The following is a 25344-nucleotide window of genomic DNA, read 5'->3' as shown; positions in this document are numbered from 1 at the left end:
CGCCCCGCGCGGGGCGGCCCGGGCCCGGTTCCCCCGCTACGCGAAGGCGAACAGCGGCGGGAAGACCAGCACCACGACCGCGGCCCAGGCGGCGTAGACCGGCATGTACCCGGTCTGCCAGTTCTCCAGCACCGCGAACCGCTTGCGGCGCCTGATGATCGCGACGTACAGCCAGGCCGTCCAGGCGAGGTTGACGAACAGGACCAGGTTCTCGCCGAGCGCGGCGCTCTTGTTCGGCGTGAAGCCCCACTCGGTGATGCGGCCCAGGATCGCCACGAGCACCAGCACGTCGATGAGCAGGGCGCTGACGACGAGCGCGAGCTGCATCCAGTCGAACACCCCCGGCTTCGCCGCGGCGTCGCGCGCCGAGATCGAGTACAGGACCAGGCCGAGCACGACCGCGAGCAGCAGGTCGAACAGGATGAGCATGTCGCGTTCGACGTCGATCGCATTGGTGGTCACGCCGATCGCCACGAGCACCGCCACGAGTGTGACGGCGAACAGGGGCGTGAACACGCGGGTGAGGACCGGCGCCATGTTCTCGATGACGCTCTGCTTCGCCTCGACGAGCCACGCCGCCACCACGATCGCGGCCGCGAGCCCGCAGGGCATGAGCCACTCCGAGATGAACACCTCCGCGTCGACGCCGATGGCGCCGAACACGCCGACGGTGAACGCGGTGAGCACGCCGCCGCCGAGTCCGATGAGGACGAGGTAGATGAACCACTCGCCGGTGAACCGGATGAAGTCCATGCGCCGCTGCCCCGAGCGCCACTCGCCGCCCGCGTAGGCGACGCCGACGACGAACCACAGCAGCAGCGGCAGGTGGATGGCGCTGAGGACGATCGACTGCGAGTCGGCGTCGAGCGGGTAGGCGTTGTTCGCGACCGCGCCGAGCGCGAACAGGCCCGCGACGGCGCCGATCGCGCCGGCCCCGAGGCGCCGGCGCCACGCGAAGTACGCCGCGAGCGGCGCGAGCACGAGCAGGCCCAGGTTGCGGCCGTAGAAGTCCCCGCTCCCGTCGAAGCCGTACCCGAACAGGGCCGGGAGCTTGACCGCGACGACGCCGAGGGCCGCGCAGGCGAGCATGACGAGGAGGCCGCGGCGCCGCTCGGCCTCCGCGGCGGCGTCCCGGTCGGGGTCGAGCACGAGCTGCTTCCAGAGCCGGTCGGAGTGCTCGCGGGCGAACTCCCGCGAGAGCTCGTCCATGCGGCCCATGCGCTTGACGGCGATGAGGAACGCCTCGTCGGACTTGAGTCCCGACTCGGTCAGGTCGCCCACCCGCTCGCGCAGGTGGTCCTCCAGCTCGTCGACGTCGGCTTCGCTGATCGCCTTGCGGCGCAGCATGTACGAGCGCCATTCGGCGATCTGGGCCTCGAGTTCGGTGTCGGTGCCGGTCATGTCATGCCTCCAGGGCCGGTGGGGCGACGGGAGCGAGGGCGCGGGTGGCCTTCCAGACGTCCTGGAGCGCGTCGGTGACGGCGGCCCACTGCTTGCGCTGCTCGGCGAGCTCGCGCAGCCCCTCCTCGGTGATCGCGTAGTACTTGCGGCGCCGCCCGCCTTCGGGCGTGCGCCAGGACGACTCGACGTGGCCGAGCCGCTCGAGCCGGTGCAGGAGCGGGTAGAGCAGGCCCTCGGTCCACTCCAGGCGGCCGCCGGAGCGGTCGCTGATCTCCTTGAGGATCGCGTACCCGTAGCTCTCCTCCTCGGCGAGGATGCCGAGGACGAGCGGGGTGGCCGAGGCCGCCACGAGGTCTTTTGCGATGTGCATGAGGGGAGCGCCTCCTTCGTTACCTAGAACTTCTATGCCTTGCTGTTCTATGCATCGTAGCTCTAGGGTCCAGTGGCCGTCAACCCGTCCCCGGACGCGCCCGCGACCGCACCGCGCACCGGCGCCGCCCGCCCGGCGCGCCCTGGGCTAAGTTCGGCGCGTGGACTACGCAGACGACCCCCAGGCGCTCCTGGACCGCGTCAAGGCCCTCGGCGGCGCGGACGGGCGCACCCTCATCGGCATCGCCGGCTGCCCCGGCGCCGGCAAGACGACCGCGGCCGCCTGGCTCGCGCGCGCCCTCGCCGCGGCCGGCACCCCGGCCGTGCAGGTCCCCATGGACGGCTTCCACCTCGCGAACGCCGAGCTGGTGCGCCTGGGCCGGCGCGACCGCAAGGGCGCGATCGACACCTTCGACGGCCACGGCTACCGCGCCCTCCTCGAACGCCTCGCGGCCGACCGCGGCGCCGTCGTCTACGCGCCCGAGTACGACCGCCGCGTCGAGGAGCCCGTGGCCGGGTCGATCGCGGTCCCGCCTGAGGCCGAGGTCGTGGCGACCGAGGGGAACTACCTGCTCGACGAGGACGGCCCCTGGCCCGCGGTGCGCGCCGCGCTCACCGAGGTCTGGTACTGCGAGACGCCCGAGCCGCTGCGCCTGGAGCGCCTGGTGGCCCGCCATGAGCGCTTCGGCAAGAGCCCCGAGGCCGCGCGCCGCTGGGTGGCCGAGGTCGACGAGCGCAACGCGGCGCGCATCCGCGCCACCCGCCACCGCGCCGACCTCGTCGTCGACTTCGAGGCCCTCGCCGTCGGGCGCCCCTGACGCGCTCGGCGGACGACCGGTCGCCACCCGCGACCTGCGGGGTTGTCATGGAGTGCACTCCAGGACGTAGGCTGCGAGCGTTCACACCGACGAAGGGGGAGCGCGATGGCGCGCGTGGCGGTCACCGGAGGCAGCGGCAAGCTCGGCAGGGCCTGCGTGCGGGACCTGGTCGAGCACGGCTGGGAGGTCGTCAACCTCGACCGGCGGCCCTCGCCCGACCACCCGGACCCCTTCGCCTTCCCCTACTCCAATGTGGACTTCACGGACTACGGCCAGGCCGTCGAGGCCCTGACCCGCATCGACGACCGCTTCGACGGCTTCGACGCGGTCGTCCACCTCGCCGCGGTCCCCGCGCCCGGGCTCCAGCCGAACTCGGCGGTGTTCCGCAACAACATGCTCACCACCTACCACGTGTTCGCGGCCGCGCGCCTCGCCGGCATCACCAACATCGTGTGGGCCTCCAGCGAGACCGTCCTCGGCCTCCCGTTCGAGACCCCGCCGCCGTACCTCCCGGTCGACGAGGAGTACGCCCCGCGCCCCGAGTCCACCTACTCCCTGGTGAAGACCATGGAGGAGGCCATGGTCGACCAGTTCTGCCGCTGGGACCCGCGGCTCAAGGCCACCGGCCTGCGCTTCTCGAACGTCATGTACCCCGAGGACTACGCCGCCTTCCCCGCGTTCGACGCCGACCCCGAGCTGCGCCGGTGGAACCTGTGGTCCTACATCGACGCCAGGGACGGCGCCCTGGCGGTCCGCCGCGCCCTCGAACGCGAGGGCACCGGCAAGGAGGTCTTCGTGATCGCCTCCCCGGACACCGTCATGACCACCCCCACCGCCGACCTCGTCGCCCGCTACTACCCCGACCTGGAGCTCCGGCGGCCCGTCTCCGGCAACGAGACGCTCCTGTCGATCGACAAGGCGCGCACCGTGCTCGGCTACGATCCGCGGCACTCCTGGCGCGACCACGTCTGATCCGGAACACCCGGGCCGGAGGCAACCGGCCGGCGGACGGGGCGCATATTAGGGACTGCCGCCCCGACCGCCGATCTCCGGAAGGCTCCGCCGATGCGCCGAACCGCACTCCCGCTCCTCGCCCTACCGCTCCTCCTGACCGCCTGCACCGCAGAGGAGCCGGCCGAGGTCACCGACGAGGACGTCGCCCGCATCGAGCAGGCGATCGTGAACGGCTCCGAGACCGCCTGGGAGCTGGTCCTCCTCGAGCAGCGCATCGGCTCGCTGTGCATGCAGGACCACGGCTTCACCGTCCACGACCCGCTCGCCCTGTCCGGCAACACGATCCCCGACCGCTTCACCGGCTTCGCCTCGCCGTACGCCCGCATCCCCACCGTCGAGCAGGCCGAGCGGTTCGGCTTCGCCATGTGGCCCTTCTTCCTCGACACCCCCGCCGCCGAGGAGATGCGCGCCGACCCGGAGTTCATCGCGTTCACCGCCGACGACCAGGGCTGGTGGGACCCGTCCTTCGACGAGGGCGGCGCCGAGTTCGACGCGCAGACCGAGGAGTACCGGGAGGAGTGGGAGCGCGCCTTCATGGGCGACGAGCGCTACGAGTACCAGCAGGCCGCGAGCGAGGCGTTCGAGGCCGGGGACGACGGGTTCGACCTCGAGCAGCCGCCCTTCGGCGGCTGCGAGCTCGAGACGATCACCGCCGTCTACGGGGAGCCGGAGCTCCACGAGGGCGAGGACGGCGACTACTGGGTCGAGCCCGGGCCCGGCGAGAGCCCGCTGACCTCGGTCGGCGACGGCGAGCTGTACGCGGAGCTGTCCGAGGACTACGCCGACGAGGAGGAGGCGTTCCTCGACTGCCTGGTCGACGGCGGATACGAGGGCTTCGAGTTCGACGAGTACGGCTGGCTCGACACCTACGACTTCATCGCCAACGGCGTCTTCGACGCCGGATTGACGGCCGAGCTCGACGGCGAGGAGGTCGTCGTCCCGGAGATCCCGGACGAGGTCCGGGACCGCACCGACGACCCGCAGGCCCTGGAGACCACCATCGCCCTCGACTTCGCCCGCTGCGCCGAGGACGCCGGCCTGCGCGACGGCCCCGAGGAGGACTGGGCCCGCATGTACACCGAGCGCCTGATCGGCAAGGAGACCGAGATCGTGGCCTGGCAGGAGGAGATCGACGGGTACTTCGCCAACGCCCAGGCGTACATCGAAGGCGAATAGCGGCGCGGGTGTCGGACCCCCGTCCTACGATCGGGGCATGGCCGTCAAATTCAAGATCTGCATCGACTGCGCCGACCCGCACCGCCTCGCCGACTTCTGGGCCGGGGCGATGGGGTACGTCGTGGAGGACCACTCCGGGCTCATCGCCACCCTGCTCGAGCAGGGGGTCGTCACCGAGGACCAGACCGTCGAGGTCCACGGCCGCAAGGGCTGGAGGACCGCCGCCGCCGTCCGCGACCCCGACGCCCCCTTCGACCCGCACAGCGGCGTCGGCAAGGGCATGCGCCTGCTGTTCCAGACCGTGCCCGAGGCCAAGACCGTGAAGAACCGCCTCCACCTCGACCTCCACTACGGCCCCGACCGGTACGAGGCCGAGGCCGACCGCCTCGAGGCCCTGGGCGCGATCCGCCTCGGCGCCTTCGACGAGGACGGCGCCAAGTGGATCCTCATGGCCGACCCCGAGGGCAACGAGTTCTGCTGCCACGCCTGAGCTCCGGAGAGGACTGGAGCGGGAACCGGGGAACCGGTATGTTCGGTGGCGGAACCAGCAGAAGGAAACCGCCATGTCCGCACCCGATCCCGACATCCGCCTCTCCAACGCCGACCGCGAGGCCCTGATCGGCCGCCTCCAGGCCGCCACCGAGGAGGGCCGGCTCGACCTCGACGAGTTCGCCGAGCGCTCCAGCCGCGTGTACGAGGCCAAGACCTACCGCGACGTCGAGCGCCTCCTCGCCGACCTCCCCGAGGACGGCCGCGCGCTCGCGGTCCCCAAGCGGCCCAAGCCCGTCGCCGACACCCCCGCCCTGGTGCTCAACCCGGTGCACAGCCAGGTGAGGCGCCAGGGCGCCTGGACCGTCCCGGCCCGCATCACCACCCGGCAGAAGCACAGCGGCGTCCGGCTCGACTGCCGCGAGGCCGTGTTCGCCGCCGACGACGTCGAACTCGACGTCGACCTCGTCCACTCGCATGTCACCGTGATCCTCCCGCCGAACGCCTCCGCGGTGGACGACGGCGTCGACCTCCACGGCGGCACCGTGGTCAACAAGTGCCACAAGGCCGTCGACGGACCCCGGATCCACCTCACCGGGACGAGCCGCTACGGCCGCGTCGTCGTCCGCTACGAACGCCGCTTCCTCTGGTGGCGCTGGTAGCGCCCGCCATCCGCACGACCGCGACGGGGGCGCCCGGAACGGGCGCCCCCGTCGCGGCGTCCGCGCTCCCCGCGACGCGGCGAGGCGGGCCGCGGTCGCGGCCCGCCTCCGGGTGGGATCTCCTGTGTCAGCCTCGCGGCGCTCAGCGCTTGTTGAACTTCTTCTTCGAGACCAGGTAGCCGATCAGCGCGAAGGCCAGCGACCAGGCGACCGTGAGGGCCAGGTTGACGCCGTCCACCGCGTTCCCGAACAGGAGCGAGCGGGTGACCTCGATGAACGGGGTGAAGGGCTGGTAGTCGGCGAAGTACTGGATCGCGGTCGGCATCGAGTCGGTGGGGACGAACGCCGAGCCGAGGAACGGCAGCAGCATGAGCGGCATCGGGGTGTTCGACGCCTCCTCGACGGTCTTGGCGGTCATGCCGAGGCCCACGGTCAGCCAGGTGAGGCCGAAGGAGATCAGGGCGAGGACGCCGACGAGTCCGAGCCAGCCGAGCGCGTCGGCCTCGGGCCGGAAGCCGATCGCGACGGCGACGGCCATGAGCACGACCATGCACAGGAACGACTGGATCATCGAGGCGATCACGTGTCCGGTGAGGACGGAGACGCGGGCGATCGACATGGTGCGGAACCGGTCGACGATGCCTTCGGTCATGTCCATGGCCACGCTGATCGCGGTGCCCTGCACCGCGGCGACGATCGCCATCAGCAGCATGCCGGGTGTCAGGTAGGTCAGGTACGCCTCGCGTCCGCCGGTGGGGCCGCCGAGGCCGTCGCCGATGGTGCCGCCGAAGACGTACACGAACAGGAGCAGGAAGACCACCGGCATGCCGACGAGCATGAGCGTCAGGGACGGGTAGCGCAGCATGTGCTTGAGCTGGCGGCGGAGCATGGTGGAGGTGTCGGACACGGAGTGGGCGAGGGTGCTCATGGAAGCGTCTCCTTCTGGGAAGTCGTGGTTCGGGGCGGGTTACGCGTCGGCCTTGGCCTGGCCGGTGAGGGCGAGGAAGACGTCGTCGAGGTCGGGGGTGTGGACGGTGAACTCGTCCACTTCGATGCCCTCGCGGTCGAGGGTGTCGAGGATCTTGCGCAGGGAGTCCACGGACGCGTCCGAGGGGACCTGCACGGTGAGCTGCTCGGCGTCGAAGGAGCCGGCGCCCAGGGCCCGGGCGGTGCGCTCGACCTGGTCGGCGCGGTGGAGCCGCAGGCCCACGTGGCCGCCGGGGATCATGCGCTTGAGCTGCTCGGGCGTGCCCTCGGCGACGATCCTGCCGCCGTCGAGGACCGCGATGCGGTCGGCGAGCTCGTCGGCCTCCTCGAGGTACTGCGTGGTCAGGAAGATCGTGGTGCCGGCCTTGACGAGGTCGCGGATGATCGACCACATGGTGCGGCGGCTGCGCGGGTCGAGGCCGGTGGTGGGCTCGTCGAGGAAGATGATCTTCGGGTCGCCCATGAGGCACATCGCGATGTCGAGGCGGCGCTTCATGCCGCCGGAGTAGGTGGCCGGCGGGCGCTTGGCGGCCTCGACCAGGTCGAAGCGCTCGAGCAGGTCCTCGGTGCGGCGGCGGACCTCCTGCTTGGGCAGGTGGTTGAGGCGGCCCATGAGGTGGAGGTTCTCGCGGCCGGTGAGCAGGCCGTCGACGGCGGCGAACTGGCCGGTGACGCCGATGGACCCGCGCACCGCGTCGGCCTGGGCGGCCACGTCGTGCCCGCCGACGCTCGCCCGGCCGCCGGAGGCGGGGATGAGCGTCGAGAGGATGTTCACGGTGGTGGTCTTGCCGGCGCCGTTCGGGCCGAGCAGGGAGAAGACGGTGCCGGCGGGGACCTCGATGTCGATGCCCTTGAGCACGTCGTTCTCGCCGTAGGACTTGGCGAGGTTCCGGGCCTCGATGGCCAGGGGCTTGGCGGTCATGCTTCCTTCTTTCGCGGTGGTTCGGGTTCCGGTTCCGGCGCGGTGTCCCGCGCCGGGCATGTGGGTACTGTGGCCGTGTCCGCTGACACGGTGCTGACACCGTCCTGACGCGGGCCCTCGGGGGCCGTCAGGCCGCGGCGCGGCGGGTAGAGGGTGAGGAGCATCCCGAGGTCGATCACGGGCCGACTCGCAGTCTCATGTATACTGTGGACTTGTCTACTGTGGACTTTCAGCGGGCAGGGCTCCGCCCCGGTCGGACGCGGTTCGGGATCGCGTGAGGCGCGGGGGCCTTGCGGCGCTTAGATGTCGAGGTCCTGCACGGGCGGGGCCTCGGCGGTCGCGGCGACCATCTCGTACAGCTCGGCGGGGATCTTCGTCTTCAGCTCCTCGAGCGTCTCGACCACTTCGAGGGTCGAGTCCCCGGTGTTGGAGGCGAAGACCTGCTCGCCCAGGCCGAGGAGCTTGCGCAGCCCGGTCTCATTGGTGACCTGCACGTAGTCGGGCGTCTTCTCGACGTGCACGACGAACTTGCCCGACCGCGAGCGGTAGACGCGGTAGATCTCGGCCTTGTTCTGGTTCGACCAGACCCATTCGCCGAGCTTGACGCCGGTGAAGCGCTGGCGCTGCCGGTTGCGGCCGGTGCCCGGGCCGACGTGGACGGTGATCTCCTTGTAGCCCTCCAGGCGCCCCTCCTCGGCGTCCACGTAGCGCTTGAGCGCCATCGAGATCGCCTTGGAGAGGTTCCCTCCGGCCAGCTCCTGCGCCCGGTTGTAGATCGGCAGGTCGCTGTCGGAGACGTAGATCGTCTTGTTGGGCATAGCGGCATCTTAACCTCCTTTCCAGGGGTGCCCTCCGTATACGTATAGACTATACGTATACGTAGACGGATGCGCAAGCCCGGGCCCCGGGTTTTCGCCGGACACGCGGAAAGGCGGCCCCGCGATGACTCGCGGGACCGCCCTCCGGACGTCTTGAGCTGGGCTTACACGCCCTTCTGGGCCGCCAGCTGGGTCAGCTGCGCCTTGACGGTCTCCACCGCGTCGGTCGACGCGGTCGGCACCGAGAACCGGATCGTCGAGTTCAGGTCGGGCGCCAGGAGCTCGGCGGCGTTGTCGGCCGCGAACACCACGTCGGTGTTCGCCTCGCCGGCCACGAACACGACCTCCAGCTCGCGGATGCGCCCGTGGAACTCGCCCTCGGTCGCCCAGAACTCGACCTCCTGGTAGAACGGCACGGTCGCCCCCTGGATCGTCCCGAGCTCCAGGTCGGTCTCCTGGAACGCGAAGCCGAGGGACTCCAGCGCCTCCCACACCGCCTTGTGGACCGGCAGCGCCTCCACCGTCAGCCAGTCGAGGTCGCCCTTGTCCAGGGCCTGGTCCAGCGCGAGGTGCGTCGAGACGCCGAGCTTCATGCCGCCCACCAGCGGGCGCTCCTCTACGTTGTTGAACGGGGTCTCCCAGGGGACCTGCACCTCGAACGGGATCGGGTGCGCCGCGCCCTTCGCGAGGTCGAACTTGCCCGAGATCTCGGTCTTGAAGTAGTCGTGGACCGCGCCGGCCGCGTCCTCGCCCTTGCTGTCGTCCTCGACCAGGGCGGTGAACTCGATCTCGACGCTCTCGACGGAGGCGTCCACTTCGGCCCCGGAGATCCGCACCTCGCCCTTGAGGGTCCCGCCGGGGACGACGTGCTTCTCGTGCAGGAGCGTGTCGACTTGGATGCCACTACCGAGAATGGCTTTGAGCTTGCTGAAGACCATTGGGGCGGTTCCTTTCGGAGGATCGCGGGAACGTCGCGGGGGAACACGGACAGGGGGCAACGGCATCGTATCCCGGAAGCGCAGGTCGGGTGTGACAGGCACAGCGTCACGGCCGCCCGACTCCCGGTCGCGGGCCCTGGGGGCGAACGGGACTATTCGCCGCCGTGCTTCTGGACCACCGGGATCGCCGGGTCCCCGGGCGACAGTTTCAGTCCCTCCCAAGGGATCGAGATCAACCGCTGGCGCAGCAGCTCCCGCGACTGCTCCAGCGACGGCTGCGCGGTGAGCTCCCCGCCCCGGAACAGCGGCGTCTGGAGCCGCTTGTCACCGGGCTGCGCGTCCGGCTCCCCCTGGGACACCACGACCTCCTCCACCGCGGTCCCGGTCGGCTTGTGCCGGCGCACCGCGATCTTGCGGCCCCCGTTGGTGCCCTTGTGCTCCGAGCGCTTCGCGACCGCCCGGCCCTCCACTTCGACGAGCTTGTAGACCAGCTGCGCCGTCGGCGCGCCCGAGCCGACCACGACCGCGGTGCCCGCGCCGTAGATGTCCACCGGCGCCGCCGCCAGCGCCGCGATCGAGTACTCGTCCAGGTCGCCGGAGACCACGATCTTGGTGTCCTTGGCGCCCAGCTCGTCGAGCAGCTCCCGGGCGCTCGTGGCCATCACGTCGAGGTCGCCCGAGTCGATCCGGATCGCCCGCAGCCGCGGCCCCGCGACCGCGATCGCGTTCCGGATGCCCTGCGAGATGTCGTACGTGTCCACCAGGAGCGTCGTGTCGGTCCCGAACGCGTCGATCTGCGCCTGGAACGCCGCCGTCTCCGAGACGTGCAGCAGCGTGAACGCGTGCGCGCTCGTGCCCGAGGTCGGCACCCCGTACCGGCGGCCCGCCTCCAGGTTCGACGTCGCCGCGAACCCGGCCAGGTACGCCGCCCGCGAGGCCGCGATCGCCGCCGCCTCGTGCGTGCGCCGCGACCCCATCTCCAGGATCGGGCGCCCGCGCGCGGCGGTCACCATGCGCGCCGCCGCGCTCGCGATCGCGCTGTCGTGGTTGAGGATCGAGAGCGTCAGCGTCTCCAGCAGCACGCACTCGGCGAACGTCCCCGTCACCGTGACGATCGGCGACCCGGGGAAGTACAGCTCGCCTTCGGCGTACACGTCGATGTCGCCCTTGAACCGGTAGCCGGAGAGCCACTCGGCCGTCGACTCCCGCACCACCCCGCGGGAGGTCAGGTCCTCGAGGTCGTCGTCCTCGAAGCGGAAGCGCTCGATCGCCTCCGAGAGGCGCCCGATCCCGGCGACGACGCCGTAGCGGCGGCCGGTGGGCAGGCGGCGCCCGAACACCTCGAACACGCACGGCAGCTCGGCGGTGCCGTCCCGGAGGGCGGCCTCCAGCATCGTGTACTCGTAGTGGTCGGTGTACAGGGGCGTGCGCGGGAGCGTGACGGACATAGGGGTGAGCGTAATGCACCCCGCCGAGGCGCGGGCCTCCTGCGCGAGCGGCGCTCACGGACCGCTCCTTATTCCCTTCCGCCCCAGGTCGCGAGCTTCGTCTCACGCTCTGAACGAGGGCTGGAGCGGCGGTGTCGGCGCGTGTACGCTTGCTGACGTGTTGCGGATCGCGCATGAGCTGGTCGAGGCGATGGTCGCGCACGCCCGCGCGGACCATCCCGACGAGGCGTGCGGCCTCATCGCCGGCCCCGAGGGCACGGGAGAGCCGAAGAGGCACATCCCGATGACGAACGCTGCCCGCTCCACCACCTTCTACGAGTTCGACGCGGAAGAGTGGAAGCGCGAGTACGACCGCATGTGGGACAACGACGAGGAAGTCGTCGTGGCCTACCACTCCCACACCCACACCGAGGCCTACCCGTCGCGCTCCGACGCCGGCATCGCCTCCCAGCTGGGCCTGCCCGGCGCCCACTACGTGCTCGTGACGACGAAGGACCCCGAGATCGCCGAGGTCCGGTCCTTCCGCATCGCCGACGGCGTCGTCACCGAGGAGCCCATCGAGGTCACCGGCGCGCCCGAGGCCGTGCAGAGCTACAAGTTCGCGCACACGCCCGACTCCACGGTCTACGACTGTCACTGAGCTCCCCGCCCCCCGGGGCGGCCCGGTCCACACAGCGCTCGGTCGTGCTCTCGAGACACCGCGCCAGACACACAGAGCGGCCCCGCGTCCGCTCGAACAGCAAAGGAAACCCGCATGTCCATCGAAGTCCGCATCCCCACCATCCTGCGCCCGCACACCAAGAACGAGAAGGTCGTGACCGGCGAGGGCGAGACCGTCGGCGAGCTCTTCGCCGACCTCGACACCCGCTACTCGGGCCTGCGCGCCCGCGTGGTGACCGAGGAGGGGGCCCTGCACCGCTTCGTCAACGTCTACATCAACGACGAGGACGTCCGCTTCATCGGCGGCCTCGAGGCCAAGCTCGCCGACGGCGACTCCGTGACCATCCTGCCCGCCGTCGCGGGCGGCATGTAAAGCCGGAAAGGGGACGGTCCGTGGCGCGCTTCGACGACATCACCGCCACCGTGGGCGACACGCCCCTGGTGGGACTGCCGCGGCTGTCGCCCTCGCCCGAGGTGCGGCTGTGGGCGAAGCTGGAGGGCGCGAACCCGACCGGCTCGGTTAAGGACCGCGTCGCCGCCAAAATGATCGCGGCCGCCGAGGCCGACGGCCTGCTGCACCCGGGCGCGACCATCCTGGAGCCGACCTCGGGCAACACCGGCATCGCGGTCGCGATGATCGCCCGCCGCAAGGGCTACAAGCTCGTCGCGGTCATGCCGGAGAACACGTCCCTGGAGCGGCGGCAGCTGCTCTCGGCGTTCGGCGCCGAGATCGTGTTCTCCCCGGCCGCCGGCGGGTCGAACGCCGCGGTCGCGAAGGCCCGCGCGATGGCCGCCGAGCGGCCCGACTGGGTCATGCTCAACCAGTACGCGAACCCGGCGAACGCCGCCGCGCACTACGAGGGCACCGGCCCGGAGCTCCTGCGCGACCTGCCGGAGATCACGCACTTCGTCGCCGGCCTCGGCACCACCGCGACCCTCATGGGGGTGGGGCGCTACCTGCGCGAGCACGCGCCCGGCGTCCAGATCGTCGCGGCCGAGCCGCGCTACGGCGAGCTGGTCTACGGCCTGCGGAACCTCGACGAGGGCTTCGTGCCCGAGCTGTACGACGAGCGGGTCCTCGACCGGCGCCTCTCGGTGGGCACCGAGGACGCGCTGCGCCGCACCCGCGAGGTGCTCTCCGAGGAGGGCCTGTTCGTGGGCCTGTCGACCGGCGCGGTCCTGCACGCGGGGCTCGCGCTGGCGAAGGAGGCCGCGAAGGCCGGCCGACGCGCGGACATCGCGCTGCTGGTCGCCGACGGCGGCTGGAAGTACCTGTCGACCGGCGCGTACTCCGAGGTCCTGGACGACGCGGTCGACGCCCTCGACGGCCAGGTCTGGGCCTGAGCGACCGACGGGGCCGGACCGCGCACCGCGCGGTCCGGCCCCGTCGCGTGCGCGCCCGGGTCCGCGAGGCCCGCCCCACCGCCGCCGGACGCACTCCTGAGGAGTCCTCAGTGGGTTGCTAGCCTGAGTGGATGACCACCGGCGACCCGCGCACGTTCACCATCGGCAAGCCCGGCGGCGTCCCGCGCCAAGGCGCTGCGCCGCAACCGGAGGCGGCCCCGCAGCAGGGGCTGTCGCTCAAGGTGGAGGGCGCCGCCGTCTCGGGCCCGCGCCTCCCCGAGAAGCCGGCGGTCCGGCTGCGCCGCCTCGCGGGCGTCGCGGCCTGGGCCCTGGTCCTCGTGCTCGCGGGCGTCGCCTCGTCGATCGTGGGCCTGTTCAAGATCTTCGGCGAGGGCCCCGCCTGGTTCACGCCCGCGTTCATCACCGTGGGCGTCGTCGGCATGATGCTGGCGATGATGGCCTTCGCGACCGTGCGCTTCAAGGGCGTGCCCTGGATGTTCATGGCCGCCTCGACGGTCACGCTCCTGGCCGCGTTCATGATGCTGCGCCTGGCCTGAGCCCCGCCGCGCCCGCCGCCCGAGTGGCCCCGCACGCCCGCGGGCGGACCTCCCGCCCAGGGTGGGAGGGGCGCCCTCCCCGAGGCGGGGACCGCCTCCCGATCGTGCCCGCCGACCCCGACATATCCGCGCGCCGCGCACTGTCGGTGTGGCGATCGACACGTTGTCATTTTGGCGACATTCCCGTGCCGAGCAGGGGCGCTGAACGGCGGTTTGGACGTACGCTCGGAGCCCATGAACGACGCGCCCATCGGGATCTTCGACTCCGGTGTCGGAGGTTTGACCGTCGCGCGGGCGATCAGCGAACTGCTGCCGGCCGAGCGACTCGTCTACGTCGGCGACACCGCCCATGTCCCGTACGGTCCCAGGCCCATCGCCGAGGTCCGCAAGCTGTCGCTCGACGTCTGCGACCACCTGGTCCAACAGGAGGTCAAGGCGCTCGTGATCGCCTGCAACTCGGCCTCGGCGGCGAGCCTGGCCGACATCCGCGACCGCTACGACATCCCGGTCGTGGAGGTCATCCGGCCCGCCGTCCGCCGCGCCGTCGCCACGACGCGCACCGGCCGGGTCGGGGTCCTCGGGACGGTCTCCACGATCTCCTCGGGCGCGTACCTGGACGCCTTCAACGCCGTCCCGGACGTCGAGGTGACCGCGGTCGCCTGCCCGGCGTTCGTGGATTTCGTGGAACGCGGTGTGACAACCGGCCGACAGCTCCTGGGCCTCGCCCAGGGGTACCTTGAGCCGCTACAGCAGTCCGGCGTCGACACGGTCGTGTTGGGCTGCACCCACTATCCGCTGCTGTCGGGACTCATAGGACTGGTGATGGGAGAGGACGTGACACTGGTGAACTCCGCAAGCGAGTGCGCCCGCGAACTCTACCGCGTGCTCACCGAGCACGAGCTGCTGACCGCCAGGACCGACCCGCCCGCGCACCGGTTCCTCGCCACGGGGGACCCGGAGGCGTTCACCAGGACCTCCCGGAGGTTCCTGGGGAACCTGTTCCCGAGCGCGGCCGCAGCCGTACTGGACAAGGTGTGATCTGCCATGAAACTCACGGTCATCGGATGCGCCGGCTCGTTCCCGGCGCCCGACACGCCCTGCTCGGCCTACCTGGTCGAGGCGGGCGGCTACCGGCTGCTGATCGACTTCGGGACCGGCTCGCTCGGTGAGCTCCAGAAGCACGTCGACCCGCACCTGATCGACGCCGTGATCGTCACGCACCTCCACGCCGACCACTTCTTCGACGCCTGCGGCTACGCCGTCATGCGCCGCTACGCGCCCGAGGCCCCCAAGCACCCGGTCCCCATGTACGGGCCCACCGGCGTCGCCGACCGCATCGTCGCCGCGTACGGCGGCCAGGGCGAGCTGTGCCACCCGTCGCTGCGCGACGTCTACGACTTCCGCGAACTGCGCACCGGCTCGTTCCGGCTCGGCCCGCTCTCGGTCGCCGTCGAGCGCGTCGCGCACCCGGTCGAGACCTACGGCGTCCGCGTCGAGCACGCCGGCTCGTCCCTGGCGTACACCTCCGACTCCGGCCCCTGCCAGGCCCTGGAGTCCCTCGCCGCGCACTGCGACGTGTTCCTCGCCGAGGCCTCCTACATCGAGGGCCGCGACAACCCGAAGGACGTCCACCTCACCGGCAAGGAGGCGGGGGAGTACGCCACCAAGACCGGCGCCGGACGCCTCCTCCTCACCCACCTGGTCGAGCCGTGGAACTCCCGCGAGGCGACCCTCGCCGAGGCGAAGGCCGCCTACACCGGCCCCGTCGACGTCGTCCGCCCCGGGCAGGTCTTCGAGTTCTGAGGGCCTGCGGGCGTCCACTGCGGCCGTATTGGCACGTTCGCGGGATACGGCCGTTGCACACGTGCCGTAGCGTCGAAGGATGTCGAGCGACGCCAACCCCCAGCAGTACCCGGGCCCGCCCAGCGGCCCCGCGTACGGCAGCCCCGGCCCGCAGCAGCCGCCGCCGGGCGCGTACCAGCCTCAGCAGTCTCCGCCGGGCGCCTACCAGCCCCAGCAGTCCCCGCAGGGCGCCTACCAGCCCGTCCCGTACGTCGAACCCGGTGCGCCCCAGGCCGGCCAGCCGCCGTACCTCCCGCCGGGCGCGTACGTCCCGGTGCCGCCGCCCCAGCCCCGCGGCGGCCGCGGCGCGAAGGTCGCGGTCGCCGCGATCCTCTCCGTCGTCCTCATCGCCGCCGTCGGCGCGGTCGTGCTCTTCAAGTTCGTCCTCAAGGGCGGCCCCGACCCGGCCGAGAGCTTCCCCGCGTCCGCGGGCATGTACCTCGAGGTCAACCTCGACCCCTCGCTCGACCAGACCCCGAAGCTCCTCGAGCACCTCTCGAAGTTCGAGGACCTCGACTACGACTCCACCGACGACCTCCTGACCGACCTCCTCGAGGAGACCGGCCTCGAAGGCGTGGACGCCGAGGAGGACCTCACCTCCTGGATCGGCAACCGCCACGGCCTCGCCATGTGGACCTACCAGGACCAGCCGTACGCGGTCGTGAGCCTCGCGAGCACCGACGCGGGCGCCGCCGAGGACGGCCTCGCGAGCATCCGCGCCGCCGCCGGCGCCACCGAGGACCAGATGGCCTACACCGTCGAGGACGACCACGTCCTCATGGTCGTCGGCGAGCAGGACGCCGCCGCCGCGCTCGAGGCCGCCCGGAGCGAGGCCGGCGCCGACCCGCTCTCGGCCTCCGCCGACTACGACGAGGCCCGCTCCTGGCTCGACGGCGACCAGCTCGCCGTCTACTGGGTCGACATGGACGCCGTCGCCGAGCTCGCCGAGATGACCGGCGAGGACGCCGACATGTTCTCCGAGTTCTACTCCGGGCAGCTCATCGCCGGCTTCTCCGCCTTCGACCAGGGCTTCGAGCTCTCCTACCGCCTCTTCGGCGACCGGGACGACCCCTGGACCGGCTCCGGCGACCTCCTCGCCGGCATGGGCGAGCTGCCCGCCGCCGACTTCGCCGCCACCGTGCACGTCCCCGAGGACATCGGCGAGCTCACTGAGGAGTGGCTCGGCGCCTACGGCCTCCTCTACGGCGAGGCCACCGCCGAACCCGCCGAACCGGCCCTCGACCCCCTCACCGCCGAGGAGTACGCCGAGTACCTCGAACTCGAGACCGGCTACTACGCCGGGACCCTCACCCCCGAAGAGGAGTCCCGCTACTTCGAACTCGAGAACCGGTACTGGACCGCCGGCACCGAGGAGGACCCCTGGGTCGACGACTACGACACCGGGCCCACCGCCGAGGAGATCCAGGCCCAGGTCACCGAGATCACCGACCTCCTCGCGGGCGCCGACCTCAGCGTCGCCGGCGACTTCAGCGCCGACGAGGGCGTCAACCCCGAGTCGATGCTGCTCTCCGCCCACCTCGCCGAGGACCGCGCCGCCGACCTCCAGGCCCTCGTCGAGGAGCTCGTCGCCGAGGAGGGCGGCGCCCTCCCCGAGGGCGTCACCGCCGACGGCGCCGAGATCTCCTACACCGGCGGCGAGACCGCCTCCGGGACCCTCGCCGAGGACGCCCGCTTCAGCGACTTCGCCGCCGCCGCGCCCGACCAGGCCGCCGTCGCGGTCTGGGTCGACCTCGCCGCGGCCGTCGAGACCTACCCGGAGGACTTCGACGGCGGCGAACCGCTCTCGGCGTTCGCGTGGGCCCACGGCTCCGACGGCGGCGACGGCACCGGCGTCCTGCGCCTGTACCTGACCGATTGAGACGCGGTGCCGGGGATCGGTCGCGCTAGGCTCGACAGCGTGACCGATCCCGCACTGCACCCGCTGGCCAAGCGCTGGCCCTCGGCGGCGCGGCTGGTGGCCGAACCCGGGTCGACGCGCAGCCCCTTCCAGCGCGACCGCGCCCGCATCCTCCACTCCGCCGGGTTCCGGCGCCTCGCCGACAAGACCCAGGTCCACACCGCGGGCACCGACGACTTCCTGCGCACCCGCCTCACCCACTCCCTCGAGGTCGCCCAGATCTCCCGCGAGCTCGGCTCCGCGCTCGGCTGCGACCCCGACGTCGCCGACGTCGCCGGCCTCGCCCACGACCTCGGCCACCCGCCGTTCGGCCACAACGGCGAGGACGCCCTCCACGAGGTGTCCGGGCCCTGCGGCGGCTACGAGGGCAACGCCCAGACCCTCCGCGTCGTCTCCCGCCTCGAAGCGAAGACCCTCGACGAGCACGGCGCGTCCGTGGGCCTCAACCTCACCCGCGCCTCACTCGACGCGATGTGCAAATACCCTTGGGCCGCAGACGAAGGCGTCCGCAAGTTCGGGTTCTACGAGGACGACCGGGCGGTCTTCGAATGGTTCCGCGGCGGCGCCCCCGCCGGCGCCAAGTGCCTCGAGGCGCAGGTCATGGACTGGTCCGACGACGTCGCCTACTCCGTGCACGACGTCGAGGACGGCATCTACGGCGAGTACATCAACCTCGCGAAGCTCCTCGACGACGCCGGCGAGCAGGCCGCCGTCTGCGAGGCCGCCGCCGGCCGCTACACCGACGAGTCGCCCGCGGCCCTCGGCGAGGCCCTGAAGGACCTCCTGCGCGACCCCGCGCTCGCGGCCCTCCACGACTACGACGGCTCCTTCGGCGCCCAGGTCGCCCTGAAGAACTTCACCTCGAACACCGTGGGCCGCTTCGTGAAGGCCGCCGCGCGGGCCACCCGCGAGCAGTTCGGCGACGGGCAGCTGCGCCGCTACGACGCCGACCTCGTCGTCCCCGCCGAGGAGCGCGTCCAGTGCGCCCTCCTCAAGGGGATCGCCTGGCGGTACGTCATGCAGCCGCGCACCTCCGCCTCCTGGTACACGCGCCAGCGCGAGATCCTCCACGACCTCGTCGCGCTCCTGTGCGACCGGGGCGCGGACGCGCTCGACCCGATGTTCGCCGAGGCGTACGCGCGCGCCGGGGACGACGCGGCGCGCCTGCGGGCGGTCGTGGACCAGGTCGCGTCGCTGACGGACGCGTCGGCGGAGTCGTGGCACCGGCGGCTCACCGCCGCCTGAGCGGCGCCGCTCTACCGCTTCCGGAAGACGAGGTCGAAGATGTCGCGGCCGGCCTTGACGCCGCGGCGCTCGAACTTGGTCACCGGCCGCCGCTCGGGCCGCGGTGCGTAGCCCTCGGCGGTGTTCTCCAGCGCGGGCTCGGCCGTGAGCACCTCGAGCATCTGCTCGGCGTAGTCGGCGATGTCGGTGGCGCAGTGGAGGAGTCCGCCCGGGCGCAGCAGTCCGGCCATGGTGCGCGCGTGCTCGGTCTGGATGATGCGGCGCTTGTGGTGGCGCTTCTTGGGCCAGGGGTCGGGGAAGTACACCCGGATCTCGTCGAGGGCCTCCGGCGCGATCCCGTGCCACAGCAGCGGCAGCGCGTCGCCCTGGTAGATGCGCAGGTTGTCGAGGCCGCGCTCCTCGGCGCGGTCCATGAGGTCGGCGATGCCCTGCGGGTAGACCTCGACGGCGAGGAGGTCGCGGTCGCGGTCGGCGTCGCCCATCGCGGCGGCGGCCTCGCCGTTGCCGGAGCCGATCTCGAGCACCACCGGCGCGGTGCGCCCGAACAGCGCCGCGAAGTCGAGCCGACCGTCCTCCGGCCGCCACTCCAGGCCGTAGCGCGGCCACAGGCGCGCGAAGGCCTCGTCGTGGCGGGGCTTGTTGCGGCCCTGGCGGAAGTTGAACGTCAGGATGTGGCGGTGCTGCGGTTCCTCATCAGGCATAACCGGGCAAGTGTAGGGCCCTGGTCAGCGCTCGAGCTTGGCCGGGGCCTCGTAGGAGCGCCCGCGCACGCCCGCGGGGCCGTCGGGGCGGCGCGGGTCGGGGCGCGGCGGCGGGGCGGGCTCGTCGTCCTCGTCGTCGTCCGCGAAGAGGAACGACTCGCGGGTGTCCTCCTCGACGTAGTCGCCGTCGGGCTGCTCGGGCACGTAGGTCGGCGGGCCGACCTCCTCGTGCTCGGGCTCGGCGGTGAGCATCGCCTTGGGGCGGCGGCGGGGGCGCAGGCTCTTGGCGCGCTCGCGCAGGAACCACACGTACCCGCCGAGGGCCGCGATGGCGACGCCGGCGCCGATCCAGAAGCCGGGGCCCGCGACGGCGACGCCGGCGAGCTCCAGCAGGGTCAGTGCGATGAGCACGTAGAGGATGCGGCGGTGGCGCCGCCGCCACCACTCGGCGCGCATCTGCCGGAGCCTGGCCTGCTCGTGCATCTCGGGGTCCTCGCCGGTCAACGACTGGTCGGTCTCCAACCGTACCGAGTCGCCGCGGCGCGTGCCGCGCCGCTCCCACCCGCGCGCGTTCGGCGTGCGCCGAGATCCTTGGGACGCAAGCATGTCGTCGAGCGAAGCGCCCGTTTCACCCGATTCGTCCGGGGTGGTGGCGGGATCGAGCGGGACGGTCCGGTGCGCGGCGGGACGCGGGGGCCGGGCCCCCTCCCGGGTGAGCACCCGCGCGTCGGAGGTCGAGCGGTCCTCGATCATCCGCTCGTCGGGGTCGTACCGGCGGACCAGGGCCGGGGTCAGGGCCAGCAGGGCCGTGCCGACCAGCAGCGCCAGCAGTACCGAAGCGGGCATCGCTCACCTCCTTGCGTCGTTCGCGTCACAGTCTGCGTTACCCCACGGTACGCAATCGCCTGACGTATTTCCGACAGACCGCTGGAACCCGGGCGGGAAGTCCCAATACCATCACACCTGGTCACAATCGCATCACAATTCACGACTATGGCGGGTTTTTGCCCTAAACTCCGTGGAATGTCCCGTTCGGGGACACCGTGCGTCCAAGGCGCAACCGGAGGCCGACTCGATCGTTAAGCCAAGGGAGACAGCGAGAACTCCTCCAATCCAGTCGACCCGCCCGCTCTCGCAGAGAGACGCCTCCGAGCCCCCCGATCGTACGAGCTCGGCGCAACCAGGAAGGAGCACCGGCGCACGATGCCCGAGACCGTACCCGCCGGCGATCCCCGCGGCCTAGAACCCGGCGCCGCGCCTGACCAGGCCCCCCGCGACCCCGACGACGACCCCGCGAACCGCTCCGACCCCGAGCTCATCGCCGCCACCCGCCGCGGCGACACCACCGCGTACGCCGTCCTCTACGAGCGCCACGTCCATGCCGCCCGCCGCCTCTCGCGCATCCTCTCCCGCGACCCCGCCGGCGCCGACGACCTCGTCTCCGAGACCTTCGCCAAGCTCCTCCACACCTTCCGCGACGGCGGCGGCCCCGACCTCGCCTTCCGGCCCTACATGCTCCAGACCCTCCGCAACACCTTCTACGACCGGCTCCGCCGCGACAAGAAGGTCGAGTTCACCGACGACCTCTCGCCCCACGACCCCGGCGAGGTCTTCGTCGACCCCGCCGTCGAGGGCCAGGAGCGCCGCTACGCCGCCCTCGCCTTCGGCAAGCTCCCCGAGCGCTGGCGGATGGTCCTGTGGCACACCGAGGTCGAGGAGGACTCCCCGGCCAAGATCGCCACGATGCTCGGCATGACCCCGAACGGGGTCTCCGCGCTCGCGTACCGGGCCCGCGAGAAGCTCCGCCAGAACTACCTCACCGAGCACGCCGCCGACTCCCCGCGCGAGGAGTGCCGCTGGACCGTCGACCGGCTCGGCGCGCGCGTGCGCGGCAAGCTCGGCGAGCGCGAGGTGCAGAAGGTCGACGACCACCTCGACTCGTGCGTCACCTGCAACCTCCTGTTCGCGGAGCTCACCGAGCTGAACTCGGGCCTGCGCGTCGTCGTCGCCGCGGTCTTCCTCGGCGGCGCCGCGTCCCCGTACCTCGCGGCCGGCGCGGTCTCCGCGGCCGGGGTCGCCGTCGGCGGGTTCCTCGCGGCCGTGGGCGCGCCGTTCGTCGCGGCCGCGAACTGGATCCGCCGGATCGTGCAGCAGCTCGGCACCAAGGGCTCCCTCGCGGCCGGCACCGCGGCCGCCGTGGTCGCCGCCGTCGCCGTCTTCGCGCTCACCTCCGGCGAGGAGGAGGACGAGCCGCAGGCCGCGCCCGAGGCGCCCGCCGTCACCGAGCCCGCCGAGCCCGGACCCGAACCCGAGGACGAGGAGCCCGAACCCGACCCGGAGGACCCCGCGCCCGAGGACCCGGCCGACCCGGCGCCGGAACCGGACCCCGAGGACCCGGCCGAGGAGCCCGCGCCCGGGGCCGAGCCCGCCTCGTACGGCATCGCGCACGGCCTCGGCACCAGCGGCCTCGTCGCGGGCGGCGAAGCGGTCCTCCCGATTCGGCTCGAAGCCCCCGGCGGCACCGGCGAAGCCGCCGACGGCACTGGCGGCGCCGCCGCGCCCCGCACCGAGCGCGCCCCCGAGTCCGCGCGGCTCGGCCACGGCCAGGCCGCCGCGAGCGACCGCGTCCTGCTCGACATCGTCCTCCCCGAAGGCGTCGCCCTCGCCTCCGAGACCGCCGACCCCGGCTGGACCTGCGTCGAGGGCGCCACCGTGCAGTGCTCGATCGCGCGCATGCCGAGCCCCGCGGAGGCGAACGTGCGCATCAGCATCGGCGAGGACGTCAGCGGCTACCAGACCTTTCAGGTCACCGTCGAGGGCCCGGGGATCTCCGGCACCACCGCGCTCCAGGTCCCGATCGCCCCCGCCGGCAGCACCGTCGGCTACGCCAGCCTCGACGCCACCGGCGTCACCGCCTCCGGCAACACCTGGCTCACCTGCTCCCTGCCCGGCTGCCGCGAGGCGGCGCTCCTCGGCGCGGGCGACCGCTGGCCGATGAAGGCGTACAAGCCCGGGGACGCGCCCGCCGGCCGGGAAGGCGAGGCCGCCTCCGGCGCGGTCCTTGACGTCCCCGGCGGCGCCGAGATCCGCTGGGCGGGCCTGTACTGGGCCGGCGTCCACGAGGACCTGCCGACCTCGGTGTCGTTTCACGGCCCCGGCGGCTCCTGGACCGACCTCGCGGCCGACGCGCTCACCGACGCCGAGCCGGGCGTGCAGGCGTTCGCCGACGTCACCGGCCTCGTCGCGGGCGGCGGCGAGTACTGGGTCGCCGCCGACAACCACCAGCTGCCGACCTCGCCGTGCCAGGCCTGGCCGGTCGACGCGGGCGCGCACTGCCTGGAGCCGCACTGGGCCGGCTGGTCGCTCACGGTCGTCTACGCCGAGCCCGGCGCCGATGCCAGGGAGGTCGCGGTCTACGACGGCGCGGCCGCCGCGGACACCGAGATCGAGATCGAGGGCGGCGGCGAGGTCGAGGTCGCCGCGACCCTGTGGGGCGGCTCCGCGTACCTGCGCGGCGACGACCTCAGCGCCGGCGGCCAGAGCCTCGGCGAGCCCGCCACCTGCCACGCGAACGGCGCCGTCGACAACCCCGACTGGTACGCGTTCGGCGTCGACGTGCGCGTCCACCGCGCGCACACCGGCGAGGAGGCCGTGGTCCGCTTCGAGCGCGGCGACGACCCGTTCGTCGTCGGCGTCGTCGCCGTCGCCCAGCCCGCGGTCGCGCCGTAGGGGGCCCGCTCGGCCGTCCCGCGCGGGCGCCCCGGCGGGTAGGCTTGGCCCTGATGACCACGACCGAGACCCCTGCATCCCCGGAGCGAGACCGGGGCCCGATCGCGCGCGCCGCCGGCCTCGTCAAGCGCCACGCCGGCGAGCTCCTCAAGTTCGCCGGGGTCGGCGGCACGGCCTACGTGGTCGACGTCGGCCTGTTCAACCTGCTGTACCTCGGCATGGACTGGTCGTACTGGTACGCGAAGATCCTCTCCGCCGTCCTGGCGATGACGCTCGCGTTCTTCGGGAACCGGCACTGGACCTGGCGCGAGCGCCGCGGCACCGCCGCCGCCCACCGCCAGTACGCCCTCTACTTCTTCTTCAACGGCATCGGCCTGCTCATCGCGCTCGCCTGCATCTGGGCCAACGCGGGACTCGCGCAGGTGTGGCCGCAGTACTTCGACAACGCGATCGCGGTGAACCTGGCCGCCAACGTCTTCGGCGTCGGCCTCGGCTCGGTCTTCCGCTTCTTCGCCTACCGCACCTGGATCTTCAACAGCCCCGAGTCCGCCGAGGCGCTGCCCGGCGAGGCCCTCGAGCGCGCCTGAGCCCGCGGACGACGAAGGCCCGCACCGAATCCGGTGCGGGCCTTGGGCGTGCGTCGGGCTAGGCGCCGTCGCCCTCGCCGGCGCGGCGGGCGCGGTCGTCCTCTGCGAGCTGGTACAGCAGCGCCTTGGTCTTGTCGACGCGCGGGACGTCGACCAGGTTGATCTCGCCGTCGTCGGAGGCCGAGTCGATGTTCATGTCGCCGAAGCCGAAGATCCGCTCCCAGACGTTCTGGGTGTAGGAGACGGTGTTCACGCGGGCGAGCGGGATGTGGCGGCTCTCGCGGGTCACGAGGCCCTCGCGCCACATGATGCGCTGGTCGGTGATGACGTAGTGGGTCGAGCGCCAGCGGATCCACGGAATGACCGAGAGCCAGACCAGCAGGGCGAGCGTGATGACGACCTCGGCGAGGACGAGCCAGATCTTGCCGTCCCAGTCGAGCTGGGTCGTGTACGTGATCGCGATGGCGCCGATCGCCAGGAAGACCACGAACCACAGGATCGGGGCGACGCCTTCCTTCCAGTGCGGGTGGGTGTGGAGCTTGACAACCTCGCCGCGGGCGAGCTGGTCGTCGGGATATCCCACTGCGGACCTCCAGGAGTGAGAAACGGGCGGGGGCGGTGTGAATTGTTCAAAAGCACAGTACAACACTTCGTCACCGGCCCTTTCCCCACGATTGCGCGCGGTCCCGAGCGACGCTCGCGCCCGGACCCTAAGGCACCCAGCCGTTCTTCGCCGCGTGCCAGCCGAGCTGGATGCGGGTGTCCACATCGGCCAGGTCCATGAGCTCGCGGACCCGCCGCTGCACGGTCCGCAGTCCGATGCCCAGTTTGGACGCGATGGACTGGTCCGTCAGGCCCGCGATCAGCAGGCCGAGGAGCACCGCGTCGTCCTCGTCGAGGCGCACGCCGTCCGAGGCCGCGGTCGTGGCGGGGATGCCGCTCGACCACAGCTGCTCGAACAGGGCCGCGGCCAGCTCCACGATCGCGCGGTTCCCGGTGACGATCGCGCGCGGCCGGCCCCCGCCGGGCTCCTCCATGACGATGGTGCGGTCGTCCACGACGAGGAGCTTGAGCGGCAGGCGCTTGGCGAACCGGACCTCGTCGCCGGAGTCGAGCGCGTGCCGCAGGTACTCGGCGTACGGGTCGATGTCGAGCACCGAGCGGTCGAACAGGATCTTGTGGCACACGCCGCGGGCCTGGAGGTCCTGGTGCAGCCGGTCCTCGGGGACCGGGAGCACCATCGGCGGGCGCACGAACGTGCGCAGGCTGCGCTCGGCCCCGGCCTTGAGCTGGCGCAGCCGGGAGCGGATCGCGACGGCCCCGGTCACGACCTCCCAGTGCCCGCCGGACGCGCCGCCGGGCCCGGCCCGGTGGATCTCCAGCAGCTCGCGCAGCGCCTCGTACTCGCCGAGGACCTCCCCGAGCTGGGAGGCGATCCGCCCGCCGAGGACCGCGTCGGGGCCCACGGCCCGGAAGCGCGAGTCGGCGACCATCACCGCGAAGCCCTCGTCGACGAGGCGCGCCAGGACGGTGCGGACGTGCTCGATCGAGCGCCCCGACTCGGCCGCGAGCTGCGCCACGGTCGCGTCGGCGCGGGACAGCAGGAGCCGGTACAGCCCTTCGCCGTCGGCGTCGAGGCCGGTGCGCGCGCCCGGAGGCTGCCGGGCCGGCCGGGTCCCGGGCGCCGCCTGCCCGCCGTTCGCCTGGTCGGTCAATGCG

The 25344-nt window shown here is 72.2% G+C and carries 26 protein-coding genes; 15 read left to right on the top strand and 11 right to left on the bottom strand.

Translation table 11 applies throughout. The annotated features are described in order from the left end of the window. Positions 1-36: 36 nt before the first annotated feature. Positions 37-1401, bottom strand: coding sequence for a permease prefix domain 1-containing protein (locus EIW28_RS19585; protein ID WP_125249387.1), 1365 nt, complete (start codon positions 1399-1401; stop codon positions 37-39). 1 nt (position 1402) lies between these two features. Then, complete coding sequence (locus tag EIW28_RS19580) at positions 1403-1771, bottom strand: PadR family transcriptional regulator (protein ID WP_125249386.1); 369 nt, start codon at positions 1769-1771, stop codon at positions 1403-1405. A gap of 160 nt (positions 1772-1931) precedes the next feature. Here EIW28_RS19580 and EIW28_RS19575 point away from each other — a divergent pair, with 160 nt between their 5' ends. The 5 genes from EIW28_RS19575 (at position 1932) to EIW28_RS19555 (ending at position 5929) form a co-directional block, all read left to right on the top strand. Continuing rightward, positions 1932-2588 (top strand): nucleoside/nucleotide kinase family protein, encoded by a 657-nt coding sequence (locus EIW28_RS19575; protein ID WP_187350633.1) that lies wholly within the window; start codon positions 1932-1934, stop codon positions 2586-2588. A gap of 105 nt (positions 2589-2693) precedes the next feature. Continuing rightward, entirely contained in the window at positions 2694-3560 is an 867-nt protein-coding gene (locus EIW28_RS19570; protein ID WP_125249385.1) for an NAD-dependent epimerase/dehydratase family protein, read from the top strand. 93 nt (positions 3561-3653) lie between these two features. Further along, positions 3654-4778, top strand: coding sequence for a hypothetical protein (locus EIW28_RS19565; protein WP_125249384.1), 1125 nt, complete (start codon positions 3654-3656; stop codon positions 4776-4778). A gap of 37 nt (positions 4779-4815) precedes the next feature. After that, entirely contained in the window at positions 4816-5268 is a 453-nt protein-coding gene (locus tag EIW28_RS19560) for a VOC family protein (protein ID WP_125249383.1), read from the top strand. A 73-nt stretch (positions 5269-5341) separates the two neighbouring features. After that, positions 5342-5929 carry a DUF1707 SHOCT-like domain-containing protein gene (locus EIW28_RS19555; protein ID WP_125249382.1) on the top strand — a complete coding sequence of 196 codons (588 nt, stop codon included), beginning with the start codon at positions 5342-5344 and terminating at the stop codon, positions 5927-5929. Between the two features lie 142 nt (positions 5930-6071). On the opposite strand, the gene EIW28_RS19550 is transcribed toward EIW28_RS19555, so the two are convergent. From EIW28_RS19550 to EIW28_RS19530, 5 genes are all read right to left on the bottom strand, one after another. Continuing rightward, on the bottom strand, positions 6072-6857 hold the full coding sequence (locus EIW28_RS19550; protein WP_125249381.1) for an ABC transporter permease: 786 nt from the start codon (positions 6855-6857) through the stop codon (positions 6072-6074). Positions 6858-6896: 39 nt separating this feature from the next. Continuing rightward, positions 6897-7838 carry an ATP-binding cassette domain-containing protein gene (locus EIW28_RS19545; protein WP_125249380.1) on the bottom strand — a complete coding sequence of 314 codons (942 nt, stop codon included), beginning with the start codon at positions 7836-7838 and terminating at the stop codon, positions 6897-6899. 299 nt (positions 7839-8137) lie between these two features. After that, entirely contained in the window at positions 8138-8656 is a 519-nt protein-coding gene (locus EIW28_RS19540; RefSeq protein WP_125249379.1) for an EXLDI protein, read from the bottom strand. A 164-nt stretch (positions 8657-8820) separates the two neighbouring features. Beyond that, positions 8821-9594: a sporulation protein gene (locus EIW28_RS19535; RefSeq protein WP_158630471.1), complete on the bottom strand. Its 774-nt coding sequence runs from the start codon at positions 9592-9594 to the stop codon at positions 8821-8823. A 152-nt stretch (positions 9595-9746) separates the two neighbouring features. Continuing rightward, on the bottom strand, positions 9747-11042 hold the full coding sequence (locus tag EIW28_RS19530; RefSeq protein ID WP_125249377.1) for a nicotinate phosphoribosyltransferase: 1296 nt from the start codon (positions 11040-11042) through the stop codon (positions 9747-9749). 157 nt (positions 11043-11199) lie between these two features. Here EIW28_RS19530 and EIW28_RS25200 point away from each other — a divergent pair, with 157 nt between their 5' ends. The 8 genes from EIW28_RS25200 (at position 11200) to EIW28_RS19490 (ending at position 18608) form a co-directional block, all read left to right on the top strand. After that, entirely contained in the window at positions 11200-11682 is a 483-nt protein-coding gene (locus EIW28_RS25200; RefSeq protein ID WP_269462613.1) for a M67 family metallopeptidase, read from the top strand. Positions 11683-11796: 114 nt separating this feature from the next. Then, the gene (locus EIW28_RS19520; RefSeq protein ID WP_125249376.1) at positions 11797-12075 is read left to right on the top strand and encodes a MoaD family protein; all 279 of its coding nucleotides are present in this window, start codon (positions 11797-11799) and stop codon (positions 12073-12075) included. 20 nt (positions 12076-12095) lie between these two features. Then, a complete protein-coding gene (locus tag EIW28_RS19515) occupies positions 12096-13046 on the top strand; it encodes a PLP-dependent cysteine synthase family protein (RefSeq protein WP_125249375.1) in 951 nt (316 codons plus the stop codon). Positions 13047-13177: 131 nt separating this feature from the next. Beyond that, positions 13178-13603: a hypothetical protein gene (locus tag EIW28_RS19510; protein WP_125249374.1), complete on the top strand. Its 426-nt coding sequence runs from the start codon at positions 13178-13180 to the stop codon at positions 13601-13603. 234 nt (positions 13604-13837) lie between these two features. Then, the gene (gene murI, locus EIW28_RS19505) at positions 13838-14641 is read left to right on the top strand and encodes a glutamate racemase (protein WP_125249373.1); all 804 of its coding nucleotides are present in this window, start codon (positions 13838-13840) and stop codon (positions 14639-14641) included. A 6-nt stretch (positions 14642-14647) separates the two neighbouring features. Further along, on the top strand, positions 14648-15406 hold the full coding sequence (locus tag EIW28_RS19500) for an MBL fold metallo-hydrolase (RefSeq protein ID WP_125249372.1): 759 nt from the start codon (positions 14648-14650) through the stop codon (positions 15404-15406). A gap of 79 nt (positions 15407-15485) precedes the next feature. Then, complete coding sequence (locus EIW28_RS19495) at positions 15486-17324, top strand: hypothetical protein (RefSeq protein ID WP_125249371.1); 1839 nt, start codon at positions 15486-15488, stop codon at positions 17322-17324. 54 nt (positions 17325-17378) lie between these two features. After that, positions 17379-18608 carry a deoxyguanosinetriphosphate triphosphohydrolase gene (locus EIW28_RS19490; RefSeq protein WP_187350637.1) on the top strand — a complete coding sequence of 410 codons (1230 nt, stop codon included), beginning with the start codon at positions 17379-17381 and terminating at the stop codon, positions 18606-18608. 11 nt (positions 18609-18619) lie between these two features. Here EIW28_RS19490 and trmB read toward each other — a convergent pair whose 3' ends face one another. Together trmB and EIW28_RS19480 are read right to left on the bottom strand one after the other, a co-directional pair. Beyond that, on the bottom strand, positions 18620-19309 hold the full coding sequence (gene trmB / locus EIW28_RS19485; RefSeq protein WP_125249370.1) for a tRNA (guanosine(46)-N7)-methyltransferase TrmB: 690 nt from the start codon (positions 19307-19309) through the stop codon (positions 18620-18622). 24 nt (positions 19310-19333) lie between these two features. After that, positions 19334-20155 carry a hypothetical protein gene (locus EIW28_RS19480; protein ID WP_125249369.1) on the bottom strand — a complete coding sequence of 274 codons (822 nt, stop codon included), beginning with the start codon at positions 20153-20155 and terminating at the stop codon, positions 19334-19336. Positions 20156-20512: 357 nt separating this feature from the next. Here EIW28_RS19480 and EIW28_RS19475 point away from each other — a divergent pair, with 357 nt between their 5' ends. Further along, positions 20513-23038 carry a sigma-70 family RNA polymerase sigma factor gene (locus tag EIW28_RS19475; RefSeq protein WP_125249368.1) on the top strand — a complete coding sequence of 842 codons (2526 nt, stop codon included), beginning with the start codon at positions 20513-20515 and terminating at the stop codon, positions 23036-23038. Positions 23039-23091: 53 nt separating this feature from the next. Next, positions 23092-23625, top strand: a complete 534-nt coding sequence (locus EIW28_RS19470) for a GtrA family protein (protein WP_125249367.1) — start codon at positions 23092-23094, stop codon at positions 23623-23625. A gap of 58 nt (positions 23626-23683) precedes the next feature. Here EIW28_RS19470 and EIW28_RS19465 read toward each other — a convergent pair whose 3' ends face one another. Together EIW28_RS19465 and EIW28_RS19460 are read right to left on the bottom strand one after the other, a co-directional pair. Further along, a complete protein-coding gene (locus tag EIW28_RS19465; RefSeq protein ID WP_158630470.1) occupies positions 23684-24208 on the bottom strand; it encodes a PH domain-containing protein in 525 nt (174 codons plus the stop codon). 127 nt (positions 24209-24335) lie between these two features. Then, positions 24336-25340 carry a response regulator transcription factor gene (locus EIW28_RS19460; RefSeq protein ID WP_125249365.1) on the bottom strand — a complete coding sequence of 335 codons (1005 nt, stop codon included), beginning with the start codon at positions 25338-25340 and terminating at the stop codon, positions 24336-24338. Between the last annotated feature and the right edge of the window lie 4 nt (positions 25341-25344).

The organism is Glycomyces terrestris, assembly GCF_003933745.1.
GTDB lineage: Bacteria > Actinomycetota > Actinomycetes > Mycobacteriales > Micromonosporaceae > Glycomyces > Glycomyces terrestris.
The sequence above is the reverse complement of the archived record's forward strand: the minus strand, read 5'-3'. Positions and strand labels throughout refer to the sequence as shown.

Excerpts from the sequence above, each read along its gene's own strand:
- trmB (WP_125249370.1), bottom strand. The coding sequence starts at position 19,309 with ATGCCTGATGAGGAACCGCAGCACCGCCACATCCTGACGTTCAACTTC.
- EIW28_RS19580 (WP_125249386.1), bottom strand. The coding sequence starts at position 1,771 with ATGCACATCGCAAAAGACCTCGTGGCGGCCTCGGCCACCCCGCTCGTC.
- EIW28_RS19470 (WP_125249367.1), top strand. The coding sequence starts at position 23,092 with ATGACCACGACCGAGACCCCTGCATCCCCGGAGCGAGACCGGGGCCCG.
- EIW28_RS19560 (WP_125249383.1), top strand. The coding sequence starts at position 4,816 with ATGGCCGTCAAATTCAAGATCTGCATCGACTGCGCCGACCCGCACCGC.
- EIW28_RS19550 (WP_125249381.1), bottom strand. The coding sequence starts at position 6,857 with ATGAGCACCCTCGCCCACTCCGTGTCCGACACCTCCACCATGCTCCGC.
- EIW28_RS19555 (WP_125249382.1), top strand. The coding sequence starts at position 5,342 with ATGTCCGCACCCGATCCCGACATCCGCCTCTCCAACGCCGACCGCGAG.
- EIW28_RS19570 (WP_125249385.1), top strand. The coding sequence starts at position 2,694 with ATGGCGCGCGTGGCGGTCACCGGAGGCAGCGGCAAGCTCGGCAGGGCC.
- EIW28_RS19540 (WP_125249379.1), bottom strand. The coding sequence starts at position 8,656 with ATGCCCAACAAGACGATCTACGTCTCCGACAGCGACCTGCCGATCTAC.
- EIW28_RS19480 (WP_125249369.1), bottom strand. The coding sequence starts at position 20,155 with ATGCCCGCTTCGGTACTGCTGGCGCTGCTGGTCGGCACGGCCCTGCTG.
- EIW28_RS19475 (WP_125249368.1), top strand. The coding sequence starts at position 20,513 with ATGCCCGAGACCGTACCCGCCGGCGATCCCCGCGGCCTAGAACCCGGC.
- murI (WP_125249373.1), top strand. The coding sequence starts at position 13,838 with ATGAACGACGCGCCCATCGGGATCTTCGACTCCGGTGTCGGAGGTTTG.
- EIW28_RS19535 (WP_158630471.1), bottom strand. The coding sequence starts at position 9,594 with ATGGTCTTCAGCAAGCTCAAAGCCATTCTCGGTAGTGGCATCCAAGTC.
- EIW28_RS19500 (WP_125249372.1), top strand. The coding sequence starts at position 14,648 with ATGAAACTCACGGTCATCGGATGCGCCGGCTCGTTCCCGGCGCCCGAC.
- EIW28_RS19520 (WP_125249376.1), top strand. The coding sequence starts at position 11,797 with ATGTCCATCGAAGTCCGCATCCCCACCATCCTGCGCCCGCACACCAAG.
- EIW28_RS19495 (WP_125249371.1), top strand. The coding sequence starts at position 15,486 with ATGTCGAGCGACGCCAACCCCCAGCAGTACCCGGGCCCGCCCAGCGGC.
- EIW28_RS19530 (WP_125249377.1), bottom strand. The coding sequence starts at position 11,042 with ATGTCCGTCACGCTCCCGCGCACGCCCCTGTACACCGACCACTACGAG.
- EIW28_RS19585 (WP_125249387.1), bottom strand. The coding sequence starts at position 1,401 with ATGACCGGCACCGACACCGAACTCGAGGCCCAGATCGCCGAATGGCGC.
- EIW28_RS19565 (WP_125249384.1), top strand. The coding sequence starts at position 3,654 with ATGCGCCGAACCGCACTCCCGCTCCTCGCCCTACCGCTCCTCCTGACC.
- EIW28_RS19545 (WP_125249380.1), bottom strand. The coding sequence starts at position 7,838 with ATGACCGCCAAGCCCCTGGCCATCGAGGCCCGGAACCTCGCCAAGTCC.
- EIW28_RS19510 (WP_125249374.1), top strand. The coding sequence starts at position 13,178 with ATGACCACCGGCGACCCGCGCACGTTCACCATCGGCAAGCCCGGCGGC.